At 63.4% G+C, this 14,277-nt stretch carries 12 protein-coding genes; 8 read left to right on the top strand and 4 right to left on the bottom strand.

What is annotated here, in order from left to right:
• Positions 1-72: 72 nt before the first annotated feature.
• On the bottom strand, positions 73-969 hold the full coding sequence (gene cysM / locus ACW5W7_RS12860) for a cysteine synthase CysM (protein WP_456501969.1): 897 nt from the start codon (positions 967-969) through the stop codon (positions 73-75).
• A 174-nt stretch (positions 970-1,143) separates the two neighbouring features.
• On the opposite strand from cysM, the gene ACW5W7_RS12855 reads away from it, so the two are divergent.
• The 6 genes from ACW5W7_RS12855 to ACW5W7_RS12830 all read left to right on the top strand — a co-directional run bounded on the left by ACW5W7_RS12855 (position 1,144) and on the right by ACW5W7_RS12830 (position 6,462).
• Positions 1,144-1,401, top strand: coding sequence for a GNAT family N-acetyltransferase (locus tag ACW5W7_RS12855; protein ID WP_349921571.1), 258 nt, complete (start codon positions 1,144-1,146; stop codon positions 1,399-1,401).
• Positions 1,391-1,975, top strand: coding sequence for a nucleotidyltransferase family protein (locus ACW5W7_RS12850; RefSeq protein ID WP_456501968.1), 585 nt, complete (start codon positions 1,391-1,393; stop codon positions 1,973-1,975). The genes ACW5W7_RS12855 and ACW5W7_RS12850 overlap by 11 nt, the downstream gene beginning before the upstream one ends.
• A 70-nt stretch (positions 1,976-2,045) precedes the next feature.
• The gene (locus ACW5W7_RS12845) at positions 2,046-3,869 is read left to right on the top strand and encodes a SulP family inorganic anion transporter (RefSeq protein WP_456501967.1); all 1,824 of its coding nucleotides are present in this window, start codon (positions 2,046-2,048) and stop codon (positions 3,867-3,869) included.
• A 129-nt stretch (positions 3,870-3,998) separates the two neighbouring features.
• Complete coding sequence (locus ACW5W7_RS12840) at positions 3,999-5,357, top strand: MATE family efflux transporter (protein WP_349921568.1); 1,359 nt, start codon at positions 3,999-4,001, stop codon at positions 5,355-5,357.
• Between the two features lie 11 nt (positions 5,358-5,368).
• Positions 5,369-5,959, top strand: coding sequence for a hypothetical protein (locus tag ACW5W7_RS12835; protein ID WP_434668380.1), 591 nt, complete (start codon positions 5,369-5,371; stop codon positions 5,957-5,959).
• Positions 5,960-6,246: 287 nt separating this feature from the next.
• On the top strand, positions 6,247-6,462 hold the full coding sequence (locus ACW5W7_RS12830; RefSeq protein WP_108536732.1) for a YdcH family protein: 216 nt from the start codon (positions 6,247-6,249) through the stop codon (positions 6,460-6,462).
• Positions 6,463-6,535: 73 nt separating this feature from the next.
• Here ACW5W7_RS12830 and ACW5W7_RS12825 read toward each other — a convergent pair whose 3' ends face one another.
• Positions 6,536-7,660, bottom strand: coding sequence for a helix-turn-helix domain-containing protein (locus ACW5W7_RS12825; protein ID WP_456501966.1), 1,125 nt, complete (start codon positions 7,658-7,660; stop codon positions 6,536-6,538).
• Between the two features lie 184 nt (positions 7,661-7,844).
• Here ACW5W7_RS12825 and ACW5W7_RS12820 point away from each other — a divergent pair, with 184 nt between their 5' ends.
• Both ACW5W7_RS12820 and ACW5W7_RS12815 read left to right on the top strand, forming a co-directional pair.
• Complete coding sequence (locus tag ACW5W7_RS12820) at positions 7,845-10,343, top strand: penicillin acylase family protein (RefSeq protein WP_456501965.1); 2,499 nt, start codon at positions 7,845-7,847, stop codon at positions 10,341-10,343.
• Positions 10,344-10,600: 257 nt separating this feature from the next.
• Positions 10,601-12,415: an MOSC N-terminal beta barrel domain-containing protein gene (locus tag ACW5W7_RS12815; RefSeq protein WP_456501964.1), complete on the top strand. Its 1,815-nt coding sequence runs from the start codon at positions 10,601-10,603 to the stop codon at positions 12,413-12,415.
• Between the two features lie 108 nt (positions 12,416-12,523).
• Here the strand turns inward: ACW5W7_RS12815 and htpX are convergent, their stop codons facing one another.
• Both htpX and bioD read right to left on the bottom strand, forming a co-directional pair.
• Positions 12,524-13,396 (bottom strand): protease HtpX, encoded by an 873-nt coding sequence (htpX, locus tag ACW5W7_RS12810; protein WP_349921564.1) that lies wholly within the window; start codon positions 13,394-13,396, stop codon positions 12,524-12,526.
• A 111-nt stretch (positions 13,397-13,507) separates the two neighbouring features.
• Positions 13,508-14,188, bottom strand: coding sequence for a dethiobiotin synthase (bioD, locus tag ACW5W7_RS12805; protein ID WP_456501963.1), 681 nt, complete (start codon positions 14,186-14,188; stop codon positions 13,508-13,510).
• Positions 14,189-14,277: the final 89 nt, after the last annotated feature.

Below are 14,277 nucleotides of genomic sequence, written 5' to 3'. Positions count from 1 at the left end.
GAGACGTTCGCGATGATCTGCGGGATCAGATTTTTCTGATCCCGCCTTGTGCGCCACCCGGACGAATGGGGATCAGTTGCCGAACACCCCGGTGGAGAGGTAGCGATCCCCCCTGTCACAGATGATGGCGACCACGACCCCGCGCTCGAGGCTCGCCGCCACCCGCAGGGCCCCCGCCACGGCCCCACCGGAGCTGACCCCGCAGCAGATCCCCTCTTCACGGGCCAGACGGCGCATCATGGCGAGCGACTCATCCAGCGTCACATCCAGCACCCGATCGACCCTTGCGGGTTCGAAAATGGTGGGCAGATAGGCAGCGGGCCAGCGCCGGATGCCGGGGATCTGGCTCCCCTCAGCGGGCTGCAGGCCGACGATCTCGATGGCGGAGTTACGCTCCTTGAGATAGCGGGAGACCCCCATGATGGTGCCCGTGGTCCCCATGGCGGAGACGAAGTGAGTAACCGCCCCCTCGCTCTGCTGCCAGATCTCGGGGCCGGTCGACTGATAGTGGGCATCCGGGTTGGCCGGATTGTTGAACTGATCGAGCACCAGCCCCTCCCCCCGCGCCTGCATGGCCAGGGCGAGATCCCGCGCCCCTTCCATGCCATCGTCCACCAGCACCAGTTCGGCGCCATAGGCCTGCATGGCGTCGCGCCGCTCCTGGCTCATGGTACGCGGCATGATGAGCCGCATCCGGTAGCCCCGGGCGGCCGCCACCATGGCGAGCGCGATGCCGGTGTTGCCCGAGGTGGCCTCGATCAGGGTGTCGCCGGGGCGCAAGTGACTGCTCACCTCTGCCGCCTTGATGAGGTTCAGGGCCGGTCTGTCCTTGACCGAACCGGCGGGGTTGTTGCCCTCCAGCTTCACCAGCAGGGTGACCTCTGGATGGGGGTTGATGCGCTGCAACCGCAGCAGCGGGGTATTGCCGATCAAACTCTCCAGGGTGGCGAAGGCCATGACGGGATCCATCCTCTGTTAACTGTTCTATACCTTGGCTTATCAGCCCCCAGGCTCGCGCCAGGGGCTGGCGGCCAGTGTAAGCGAGCGGGATGGATAGGCAAAGCGGGCCCTTGGCCTAAAGTGCGGTTGGCAAATGACCCCCATCATGCTCTCATCACCCCTATCACAGTTCGAGGAGCCATCATGAGCGAGATCCTTCATCAGAGCGATGAGCACCAATTCGTCTGCATTGTCGACGGCCAGCTCTCCCGCCTCGCCTACCGGCCACGAGATGCCGGCACGGTCGAGGCATACAGCACCCAGGTTCCGAGTGAGCTGCGGGGACAAGGGATCGCCGACAAACTGGCTCGCGCCTTCTATGACTGGAGCCAGGAGAAGGGACTGACCATAGTGCCGACCTGCAGCTATATCGAGGTCTGGCTGCGCCGCAATGCAAAGTGACGTCACTACTCGCCAGGAGATCGCCTTGCAGGTGAAGACCGAGGCGCTGCTGCGGGCCGATCCGCTGCGGATGGCCTGCCTGCGCACCGCCCGGACCCTGGATCTGCCCGACTGGGCCCTGGGGGCCGGTTTTGTGCGCAACCTCGTCTGGGACCATTTGCACGGCAAGACAGTGCCAACGCCCCTCAACGACATCGACCTCATCTATCTGGATGCCGCTGATCCGGAAGGGCTGGCAGAGGGGGATCATGAAGCCTGGCTGCACGCCCGTCTGCCGGATCAGCGCTGGGAGGTACGCAACCAGGCCCGCATGCATCTGCGCCAGCGGGTGCCTCCTTTTCACAGCAGCCAGGAGGCGCTCAGCCACTGGGTAGAGATCCCCACCTGTATCGGGGTGCGCTTGCTGGCCGATGACACCTTCGCCTGGCTGGCACCCTATGGCTTTGGTCATAACTGGTCACTGCGAGTGAGCGCTAACCCGAGATGCCGCCAGGATCACCAGGTGTTCGTGCAGCGCATCCTGACGAAACGCTGGCAGCAGATCTGGCCCGACCTTGAGGTGATCTGGTCATAACGCCGTTGCAATGCCCCGCCATGCATGGGCAAACTACGAAAAAGCTGTTTATTACTCAATGGGTTAATTAATGCGCGACTTCTTCTCTCTCGAACGCTGGCTGCCGGGCCTTGCCGCCCTGCTGCAATATCAGCGGGCCTGGCTGGTGCCGGACCTTCGCGCTGGCCTGTCGGTGGCCGCCGTGGCACTGCCCGTGGCCATCGCCTATTCGGAGCTCGCCGGCGTCGGTGCCATCGTCGGCCTCTACTCCTGCATCCTGCCCATGCTGGTCTATGCCATGTTCGGCACCTCCCGCCAGCTCATCGTCGGGCCGGACGCCGCCACCTGCGCCGTCATCGCCGCCGTGGTGACCCCGCTGGCCGCCGGGGATGCCACCCGTCATTGGCAACTGGTGATGACCATGACCGCCATGACCGGCTTCTGGTGCCTCATCGCCAGCCGCTTCAAGCTGGGGGTGCTGGCAGATTTTCTCTCCCGTCCCATCCTGATGGGCCTGCTCAACGGGGTCGCCATCACCATCATGGTGGGCCAGCTCTCCAAGATCTTCGGCTTCACCTTCAGCGAACGCTACCTTATCGAGCGGATCCTCAACGGCACTCACTACATCACCCAGACCCATCTGCCCACCCTGGCCATGAGTCTGACCACCCTGCTAACCCTGCTGCTGGCCAAGCGCTACAAGCCGGCCTGGCCCTCCTCCATGGTCGCCATGGTGGTGACCGCGGCCCTGGTATGGGCCTTCGACCTCGGGCGATTCGACATCGCGACCCTGGGGGCCATCGGCTCCGGCCTGCCTGCCTTCCAGATGCCGGAATTCCCCCCCGGTCTGATGCGCGAACTCGTGCTGCCCGCCCTCAACCTCGCCATGGTGAGCTTCGTCTCCATGATGCTCACCGCCCGCAGCTTCGCGGCCAAAAACGGCTACGAGATTGACGCGGACAAGGAGTTTCGGGCGCTCGGCATGGCAAACCTCGCCGCTGCCGCCTCCCAGGGTTTTGCCATCAGCGGCGCCGATTCGCGCACCGCGGTCAACGACGCCAATGGCGGCAAGAGCCAGCTGGTCTCCATCATCGCCGCCATCGTCATCGCCCTGGTCACCTTCTACCTGACGGCCCCCCTGCAATACATTCCCACCGCCGCCCTCGGCGTGGTGCTGGTGATGGCCTCCCTGTCGCTGACCGATTTTCGCGGCCTCTGGGCCCTGCGCAACTCAGACCGGGCCGCCTTCTGGCTGGCCCTCATCACCTTCATCAGCGTGTTGACCATGGGGGTCATCCCGGGGATCACCCTCGCGGTCTTGCTCGGCCTGTTCCAGTTCCTGCGCAACGTGATGCGCCCAACGGATCAGCTGCTCGGCATGGATGATGAAGGGGTGGTGCGCACCCTGGGGGACAACGAACAGGCCAAGGCCATCCCCGGCATCCTGGTCTATCGCTTCAACTCGCCGCTGACCTACTTCAACGCCCCCTATTTCAAGCGGCGGGTGCTGGCCCTGCTGGTGCAGGATCCCCACAGCCCCAAATGTCTGGTGATCGACGCCGTCGCCTGTTTCACCCACCAGGACATCAGCGTGATGAGCATGGTGGGGGAACTGCACAAGGAACTGAAACGGCGCGGCATTCACATGGTGATGGCCGGTCGTCACGGCCAGATGACCCACTGGTTGCAACAGGCGGGGATCCGGGTCGGCGAGGAGGGCATACTGCTCAGCCCCGACATGTATCAGGCCCTGCGCCTGACCCGCTGCTACCGGGAGCCGGTATTCAAGGATGAGGAGGCGCAGCAGACCGTCCCGGACAGCCCGGCGCCCTCCTGGCCGCGAGATGAGACGCTGCCGGATTCGGCGCGCCACACCCTGCCCTCTGAGCAGGAGGCCGGTGCCACCCCGGCCTGATCCGTTCTCCCCTCACCCCTCCCCCACGGACAGGGGTGAGGGGATCCCCATTGCACCGCTCAGGCTCTTGGTGTTAAATGCCCGTCCAGATGGCCCTGACGAGGGCCATCATCAGTATTTGGACACCCCATGCAGACTCAATCCCATGCAGGCCCCGGCACCCTCTTCGCCCTGACCTGGCCGCTCTTTATCGATCTCGCCCTGCACTTTTTGACCGGGGCCCTCAACACCTTCATGGTGGGCCATGTCTCCTATCAGGGGGTGGCGGCGCTCGCCGTCGGCAACCAGGTGTTCGATCTCGCCATCACCCTGTTCAGCTTTGTCAGCATCGGCACCAGCGTGGTGATCACCCAGTATCTGGGCGCGGGCGACAAAGAGAAGGCGCGCATAGTCATCCACACCGCCATCGGTTTCAACCTGCTGGTGGGACTGGTGGCGGCGGTGGGGGTCATGGCCGGCGCCAGCACCATGCTGGCGCTGATGAACCTGCCTGCCCACCTGATGGGGGATGCCACCCTTTACTTGCAGATCATCGGTCTGTGTCTGCTGCCGGAGGCGGCGGCGCTCTGTCTGGCAGCCACCCTGCGCGCCCACGGCCACACCCGTCAGGCCATGTACGTGACCCTGATCGTCAACCTCATCACCTTCGTCGGCAACCTGTTGCTGCTCTATGGCTGGTTCGGCCTGCCCCAGCTCGGGGTGGCCGGGGTCGCCATCAGCACGGTGGCGGGGCGCATCGTCGGCGTGGTACTGCTGGTGTGGCTGGTGGCCCGCAAGACCGGCATCCGCCTGCGTCTGCCCGAGATCGTTCGGCCGAGCCGTGCCATGCTGGACAAGGTGCTGCACATCGGCCTGCCGGCGGCGGGGGAGAACCTCTCCTGGATGCTGCAGTTCATGGTGGTGACCGCCTTCGTCGGCCTGCTCGGCGACAAGGCTCTGGCTACCCAGTCCTACTTCTTCCAGATCTGCCTGTTCATCTTGCTGTTCGGCCTCTCCATCGGCCTGGGCAACGAGATCATCATCGGCCATCTGGCGGGGGCTCGGCGCTTCGAGCAGGCCTACAAGCAACTGCTCAAGAGCCTCAAGCTCGGTCTCATCGTCACCACCCTCATCGCCATCGCCGCAGCCCTGAACGGGCGCGCCATCATCAGTCTGTTCACCGACGATGCCGACATCATCACCCAGGTGGCCCAGCTGTTCCTCATCAGCCTCATCCTCGAACCCGGCCGCACCTTCAACCTGGTGGTAATCAACGCCTTGCGCGCCACCGGGGATGCCCGCTTCCCCCTATACATGGCGCTGGTCTCCATGTGGGGAATTGCCGTTCCTCTGGCCTATTTCCTTGGTATCATGCAGGGCTATGGGCTGGTCGGCATCTGGCTCGCGCTCGCCTGTGACGAATGGGTGCGCGGTCTGGCCATGTTCTGGCGCTGGCGCAGCCGTCGCTGGCAAAACAAAATCCTCGTTGAACCATCAGTGGAATCATAAGCAGAATCATGATGAAGAAAATCGGACTCTTGCTGGCAGCCCTGCTGCTCAGCCCGCTGGCCATGGCGCAGACCGCGCCCAAGGCCCCCAAGGCACCGGCCCCCCAGACCTGGTATGTGGCCCCCATCGCCATCGATGAGAGCAGCGAGGCCCAGAAGGCGCTGACCAAGGAATTCATGGCTCAGATGATCAAGACCATCAAGATCAACGAGTACCAGACAGGCAAGGCAGTGGGCAAGACCAAGGATCCCAAGTGGCTGATCCGCACCAAGCTGATCCCTGCCAGTACCGACCCCCTGGTGGGCAAGAAGCACGCCCAGGGCCTGACCTATGGCAAGGGTATCCCCACCCAGGAGATCGTCGGCGAACTCATCATGAATGGCACGCTGGTGGCCCATATCGGCCAGGGCTGGCGTGAACCCATCGTCCCCGGCACTCCGGTGGCGGAGAGGATCACCATCGCCAACTACCAGTACGCCATTGGCAACGAGGCCAAGGCACCGGATCTGGAAGAGCTGGCGGCGCAGATCGGTTTCGAGGCAGGCAAGGTGATCGCCCGTGACGGCAAGCCCCTGCCCGAGAAGAAAAAGAAAAAAGAATAAGCATCGCTGTCGTTATCTAAAAAGGGGCCTCAGGCCCCTTTTTGCTGCCCGCCCGGCGGCGCTTCCCCCGTCATCAGGCTGCCAAGTTGTGATCCCAGCGGCAGTTTTTGGACTCGCGGTGGATGGTGAGTCTGCTTATCAGCTTGTGATTCAAACAGTTAGCCATCGACATTTCGAGAGCGGCGATCATTGCCCCCGAATTTGAATTGGATCACGTTTCTGTGACCCGCTTAGGGGTAGTTTGAAGGTCAAGGCACAATCAAACAGCAACAAGGAGGCCGCATTACATGTTCCCAGAGTACAGAGAGCTCATCTCGAAACTGAAGAGCAGTGATGTCCATTTCCAGAAGAAGTTTGACTTGCACAACGACCTGGATGCGGAGATTAGAAAACTGGAGAAGCATCACGCCAGCGATTACAGCTCCGAGGTGAAGGATCTGAAAAAACAGAAACTTAAACTGAAAGAGGAGATATACGACATCCTCAAACAACATCCACACTAGACGCCTCGACGAATACCCGGATAAGCAACTTATCCCCCAGCCCGGCCTCTGCGCCGGGCTTTTTGTTGCTCGCTCACGAAGCGGCGCCCAGCGCATCGGAGGGAGCCTGGCGACGGAACGCGCTGGGGGTCAGGCCGGTGTGGCGCCGAAACGCGGTGTTGAAGGTCGATTTGCTGTTGAAACCGGCCTGGTAACAGATGCTGGCCACCGTCTCCTCGCTCCCTTGCAGCAATCGCTTGGCCTCCTCCACCCGGTAGCGGTTGATCCAGTCGTAGAAGTGTCCCCCCGAACAGGCGTTGATGGCGCTGGAAGCCTGATGCGTGCTGATCCCACACTCCCCCGCCAGCTTGCCAAGCGACAGGGCCGGATCCCGATAGGCACCGCTCCTCAGTTGGCGTTCCAGCTCGGCAAACAGGCACGACAGCCCCTCATCCAGCAGGGGGGCCTCGGGTTCTGGGCTCACCGATGCGGTCTCATGAGAGGGGGTCGCCACAACAGACGATGGCTGTGGCAGACGGGCATGAGCCAGGATCTGCAACAGCAGCCAGGCGATGACCGGGGCCTGCAGGTAGGCGGTGGAGAAGGACCAGCCCAGCCAGCTCACAACAATCCTCACCAGCAGCAGCGAGGCCACCAGCAGTTGCAACCCTTGCAACTGCATCACCCAGGCCCGTAGCGCCAGTTTGCGGCTGACGACCCCGAGTCGCCGCTGCTGCCACCAGTATCCCAGTCCCAGCAGGGCGATGATGAGCAGGTATTGATTGCCATAAGGCGTCGGCCCGGACCAGAGCGCCTCATCTTGCGTGCCGAGCAAGATCCTGCGGATTTTTTCCTCCGCCGGCAGCAGCCAATAAGGCAGATCCAGCAGGGCAACCAGCAGCAGCGGCAGGCCGTGACCCAACTTTTCACGCCAGCGACCGAGCACGGCCTCCCCTTGCAAGGCACGGATGTAGCCATAGAGGCAGAAGGGGATCATCACCACCAGGGGATCCGCCAGCTTGAGCAGATGGGGCCAGTACGTGAACCACTGCTGCTGATGGTAGAGATATTCAAGAGCCTGCAGACTGCTCAGCATCAGCAGGGCTAACAGGTAGCCGGAAGCCCCATCCCAGCGGGCCCGCCACCAGTTGATCACCGCCAGCAGCAGCATGGATCCCAGGCTCAGACTGAGCACCGCCGCCATTCCTTCCCATTGCATACCCGCTCCTTGAGGTACGGCTCCATCGAGACGAACCTGTTTACCCTTGATTTAATTGACGATTTATACCGATGGCTGGTTCCATCCAACGGGGCGACATCCCGGTTCCCCTGCACTTAAATACCCTCTCCCCTACGCAAAAAGCAACAAATTCATAACAACAGAGACCACAGAAGGAACTGACATGCGATCTCCTTTTTCCCTCCCCCTGCTCGGCTGCCTGGTATTGGCAGGCTGTCAGGACAACAGCAGCGAAGCGGATCCCCGCAGCCACTACAAGGTGGCCATCACCTACACGGAACAAGGGGTTCCCCACATCAAGGCGGATGACTACACCAGCCTCGGTTTTGGCGCCGGTTATGCCCACGCCGAGGAGAACCTCTGCACCCTGAGCGAGCAGATCATGAAGCTCCAGGGTGACAAGTCTCGCTGGTTCGGTGCTGGCGAGCAGCAGCGCAACCTGCTCTCCGACGTGGGTTATCGCACCTTGGCGCTGGTCGATGAGGCCAAGGGGCTTTATGACAAACTCTCCCCCGATGCCCGGGATCTCATCGAAGGCTATGTGGCGGGTTTCAACCATTCACTCGCGGCCAGAACCAGTCCGGCAGACTATCCCTCTCCCTGCCGCGGGGCTGAGTGGGTCGCCCCCATCACCCCCACCCAGCTGCTGGCCTATCACCTGGATCTCGCCCAGCTCGCCAGCGGTCGCAGTTTCATCTCCGCCATGGCGGCGGCCCAGCCTCCCAGTCCTCAGGTCGCCGCCCGTGCCCTGCCAGCCCCGACACTGGAGTCCGAGTGGCTGCTCACCTCCGAGGGGATCGGCAGCAACGGCTGGGCACTGGGGGCGGATCGCAGCCGCAATGCCAGCGGACTGCTGCTCGGCAACCCGCATTTCCCCTGGGACGGCGAGCTCAGGTTCTATGAGCTGCACCTGCAGATCCCGGGCAAGCTCAACGTGACCGGGGCGACCATGATGGGCTTCCCTGCGGTGCTCATCGGCTTCAACGAGCAACTCGGCTGGACCCACACCGTCTCCCAGTCCAAGCGCTTCACCCTCTATCAACTGACTCTGGATCCGGACAATCCCCTGCGTTATCGCTACGGCAACGAGTGGCGGGAGATGAGCCAGAAGACAGTCACCCTCGAGGTACGCCAGGCCGACGGCAGCCTGCAACCCTACCGCCAGACCGTCTATGCCAGCCACTTCGGCCCCATGGTCAACCTGGCTTCCCTCTCGCCGGCCCTCGGCTGGAGTCGCAGCACAGCCATCAGTTTCCGCGATGCCAATGCCGGCAACTACAAGATGCTGGAACAGTGGCTGGCCATGGCCAGAGCCCAGAGCACCCCGGCCTTCTTTGACGCCCTTGCTGAGCATCAGGGGATCCCCTGGGTCAATACCCTGCTGGTCGACAAGCAGGGAGAGGCCAGCTACGTGGATGCCACCCAGGTTCCCCGCCTCGGAGCCAAGGCCGAAGCCTGGTGGCGCACGGCCTCCCAGAGCTCGCAGCTCGCCCCCATCTGGCTAGACGGTGAGGGCAGCGTGCTGCTGCCTGGCAATGACCCCGACTTCGAGTGGGTCGACAGCGGCCAGACCCGGGCCCCCGGCCTGGTCCCCCTGAGTCAGGCCCCCCGGCAGACCCGCAGCGACTATGTCTACAACGCCAATAGCAGTCACTGGCTCACCAACCTCGATGCCCCCCTCGAGGGCTACTCGATCCTTTACGGCCCCGAGCAGACGGTACGCAGCCCGCGCACCCGCTATAACGCCCTGCTCATCACCCATCCGGACAGCCAGGGACTGACCGGCCCGGATCGCCGCTTCACCCTTTCGGATCTGCAACGGGTGGTCACTCACAACGGTTCCCTGTTTGCCCGCGAGCTCAAAGAGCCCCTGCTGGCCCGCTGCCAAGCTCATCCCCTGATCCAGCTGACCACGGGCCCCCTGGATCTGAGCCCGAGCTGCAATGCCCTGGCCGGCTGGGATGGGGAGTATCAACTGGACAGCCGGGGCGCCCACCTGATGCGCGAGTGGTTGACGGCATTTCGCACCGGCGGTCACAGGGACATCAAGGACGCCCTGTTTGCCCTTCCCTTCGATCCGGCCAACCCCGCCACGACGCCTCGCGGGTTGGCCCCCTGGTCCGGCAACCCGGATCAGGATCCAGCCCTGCTGGCTCTGGCCGGGGCACAGCAACGCCTGCAAGGCGCACGGATAGCGCTGGATGCCTCCCTCGGCGAGTTGCAGTTCGTGCAGAAGGCCAGCGGCCTGGCTCCTGTCGCCCTGCCCGGTGGCAACTCGTTCGAAGGCATGTTCAACATGGTGCAGACCAACATGCCCTCGCGCAGCACCTCGGATCTGGCCAACATCATCACCGGCCAGGCCGTACCGGGCACCACGCTGCGCAGCCGGAATGATGATGGGGATGGTCAGCCGGATCTGCGCTATCGCGCCAACTATGGCTCCAGCTTCGTGCTGGCCCTGCAGTTCGATGCCGACGGCCCCAAGGCCGAGCGCTTCCTGAGCTATGGTCAGTCCCACGACCCCGAAAGCCCGCACTTCATCGATCAGACCGAACAGTTTGCCCGGCAACAGTGGCAGCCCATGCGCTTCACCGACGAGGAGATCGCCGCCCATCAGGAGCGCAAGCTGACACTCCAGGTGCCTCGCCCTCTCACGCCCTGATCACCTTGTGTAAACCCTCCATCGCGGGCCCACGGGCCCGCTTGCTGGTTTGCAACTGTCGCCACGTTTTTGCCCGCCTCACTTGATGAGCAGTGGCTGCTCCCCCGCCATTGCATGTAACATCCTGCCCATGACGTTCCGCCGTCTGCGACCAGGCCTGTCCTTCTCATCTCTCTGCGCGCCTGATCATGGGGGCGGTCGTGCTCACGGGGCCCGCCCCCCGCCTCACCGGAACCCGCCACGCACAAGGATTTCAGATGCCAAGGCTCGACAGCATTCATCTCTACCCCATCAAATCGACGGCAGGCATGCCACTCTCCCGCGCCCGGGTGACCGAAGAAGGCCTGCTCGGGGATCGCCGCTACATGGTGGTCAAGCCGGACGGCAGCTTCATCACGGCCCGCACCCATCCCCAGTTGCAACTGGTGGTGGCCACGCCCATGGAGGGCGGCTTGCAGCTGCGCTACCCGGGCATGACGCCCCTCGCGCTGCACGAGAGCGACTTCAGTCGCGCACTCCAGGCTACCGGGGTCTGGGGTGACAGCTTCCAGGCCCTGCACACCCACGATCAGGCGGATGGCTGGTTGAGTCGCGTGGCCGGTGAGCCGGTACGCCTGCTCTGGCTCGGCGAGCGCTCCGAGCGTTTTCGCGCCAAGACCGGTACCCGGGTCAGCTTCGCCGACGGCTATCCCCTGCTGCTGATAAGCCAGGCCTCCCTTGAGGATCTCAACCTGAGATCCGAAGCCCTGCACCAGATGAGCCAGTTCAGGACCAACCTGGTGGCGAGCGATACCCGACCGTTCGAGGAAGATGGCTGGAAGCGGATCCGCATCGGTGAGGTGGAGTTCCTGGTGGCCAAGCCCTGCAGCCGCTGCATCATGACCACGGTGGAGCCCGGCAGCGACAGATTCAACGCCCTCAAGGAGCCGCTCGCCACCCTCACCCGCTATCGCCGAGGCGAAGACGGGGAGGTCTATTTCGGCCAGAACCTGGTGGCCCTGAACGAGGGCTGGATTGAAGCGGGCAGCGAGATCGAGGTGCTGGAGCGCGCTCGTCCCCCCGTCTATCCCAACGGCGCACCGAAGAAGCGGGAGCTGGTCTGCGTGGCGCGCGAGCCCCTGGCCCGGGATCTGGAGACCTTCTGGTTCGAGGCCGCCGATGGGGAACCGCTGCCAGACTATTTACCTGGCCAGCACCTGCCCATCAGCCTGGATATCGGTCAGGGGCAGGCGCGAGAGCGGCAGCAACGGCGCTACACCCTGAGCTCCACGCCGGATCTGCCGGAGCGTTACAGCATCAGCGTCAAACGCATCGGAGATGGTCGCCTCTCCCCCTGGTTGCACGGCCAGTTCAAGGTCGGCGACCGGCTGCTGGCTTCCCCCCCCGCCGGGGACTTCCATCTGGGGCGCGAGCGCAGGCTGCTGCTGCTCTCGGCAGGTTCCGGCGTCACCCCCATGCTCGCCATCGCCCGCACCCTGAAACTGCGCCATGAACTCGACGAGGTGCATTTCATGCACCTGTGCCGCAGCGAGGCCGACATCCCGGCCGCCGCCGAACTCAATGCCATGCGCCAGGCCGGCATGGGCCTCACCCTGATACTGAGTCAACCGGGGAGCCATTGGCAGGGGCTGCGCGGTCGCCTCAGTGAGGAACACCTGGCCCGATTGCCGGATCTCGCGACCCGGGAGGTCTTCCTGTGCGGCCCTCATGGCTTCATGAGCGAGGCGGTCAAGCTGTTGCGCGCGCTGGACGTGCCCGCCGATCGCATCAAGCAGGAGAGCTTCGGCGGCGCCATCCTCTCGGTGGCAAGGCCCCATCAGGCAGTGCAACTGCGCATCGGCGAGCAGAGCTTCATGGGCAACAACCAGGGCACCGTGCTGGATCAGGCCCACAAGCAAGGAGTGGAGCTGCCCTGGAGCTGCCGCGCCGGCATCTGCGGCAGCTGCAAGCAGACCCTGCTTTCGGGAGAGGTGGATCATCCAGAGGCGCCGGCCATCACCGCCGCCGAGCGGGCCGAGGGCAGGATCCTCACCTGCTGCGCCGTGCCGCTGACCGATCTGGTGATTAAATAGGGCAACCTGCGGGCTGCCCTCGCCGCGATAACGATCCCGCCCGGTTCATCGCCAAGGCGGAAACAAAAATGGCTGCCCGAGGGCAGCCATTTTTCATTGGGGGCAGGATTAACCGCGCAGGGCGGCGATACGCTGCTCGATGGGCGGGTGGCTCATGAACAGCTCGCTCATGGAGCGCTTGCCGTTGATACCAAAAGCCATCATGGAACCTTCCATCTGGGGCTCGGCACCGCGGGAGAGGCGCTGCAGGGCGGCGATCATCTTGTCGCGACCGGCCAGCTTGGCGGCGCCCGCATCGGCGCGGAATTCACGCTGACGGCTGAACCACATGACGATGATGGAGGCCAGCACGCCGAAGATCATCTCCAGCACGAAGACGGTGATCATATAGGCGAAACCACCGGTGCTGCTGCTCTCTTCCTCGTTGTTGGAGCTGAAGAAGTTGCTGATGACGCCGGCCACGATGCGGGCGAAGAACATCACGAAGGTGTTCACCACCCCCTGGATCAGGGTCAGAGTCACCATGTCGCCATTGGCCACGTGGCTCACCTCGTGGGCCAGCACGGCTTCCGCCTCGTCACGGCTCATGCTGTAGAGCAGGCCGGACGACACCGCGACCAGCGAGTCGTCACGACGGGCGCCGGTGGCGAAGGCGTTCATCTCGGGCGAGTCATAGATCCCCACCTCCGGCATCTTGATGCCGGCTTCACGGGCCTGACGCGCCACTGTGCTCACCAGCCAGTGCTCGGTCTCGTTGCGGGGCTGCTCGATGACCTGGACGCCATAGCTGCGCTTGGCCATCCACTTGGACATCAGCAAGGAGATAAAGGAACCCCCAAACCCGAACACGGCACAGAACACCAACAGACCGGAAATGCTGGACTTGTTGATCCCCAGAACCGAGAACAGGATATTGAGTACCACCCCCAGCACCAGCATGACGGCCAGGTTGGTCACCAGGAATAGCATAATTCGCTTCATATTGACTCCTTGAAAGATAGATATGTGGTCAGGCCCGATCCATCGTCGCGCCGCTCCCACTTCTGTCCCAGATAATAGATAGACGCGATGAATGTTTGCTGAATGTGCCCCTCAAAGCAGAGGGGAAACGTCGAGACAACCGCGCAGATCTGCATCGAGTGGATTGTTTACAAAGGGTATTTCACCCAAAAATGGCGCCGGCATCAAGCCCCTCAGGGTATCCAGGTTCTCCGGATAGTGGCTCATGTGCTCATCCAGCCGGTTGATGACCCAGCCCGCGATGGGCAAGTCCTGATGGCGGATGGCGGCCACCGTCAGCAAAGCGTGGTTGAGGCAACCAAGCTTGGCCCCCACCACCAGGATCACCGGCAGATTCTGCTGCTTGACCCAGTCCGACAACAGGTGGGTTCTGTCCAGGGGCAGGAACCAGCCCCCCGCCCCCTCCACGATCACCAGTTCGGCCCCCGCCTGCTCGATGGCCCGCAGGCCGGCGCTCAGCCCCGTCATCTCGATGGTCTCTCCCACCTCCCTGGCGGCGATATGGGGGGCGATGGGCGGTTCATAGGCGAAGGGATTGACCTGCTCGTAGGGGAGCTTGAGGCTGGCCGCGGCCTGCAGTTGCAGGGCATCCTGATTGCGCAGGCCATCCGGGGTGCGGGCGCAACCCGCCGAGATGGGCTTGTAACCGGCGCAGCGAAGGCCGAGGGCTGAAAACTCCTGCAGCAGGGTGCGGGCGACCAGAGTCTTGCCCACGTCGGTGTCGGTGCCGGTGATGAAGAAGGATGTGGCCATGATGACTCCTCGGCGTGATGGCGGGCGACCCTCTGGCCGCCTATCGCACTCATGATATGGGGTGATAAAGAGGCCGACCCCGCAGGGTC

The organism is Aeromonas intestinalis (genome assembly GCF_054052485.1).
This window is presented reverse-complemented; position numbering and strand designations above follow the sequence as displayed.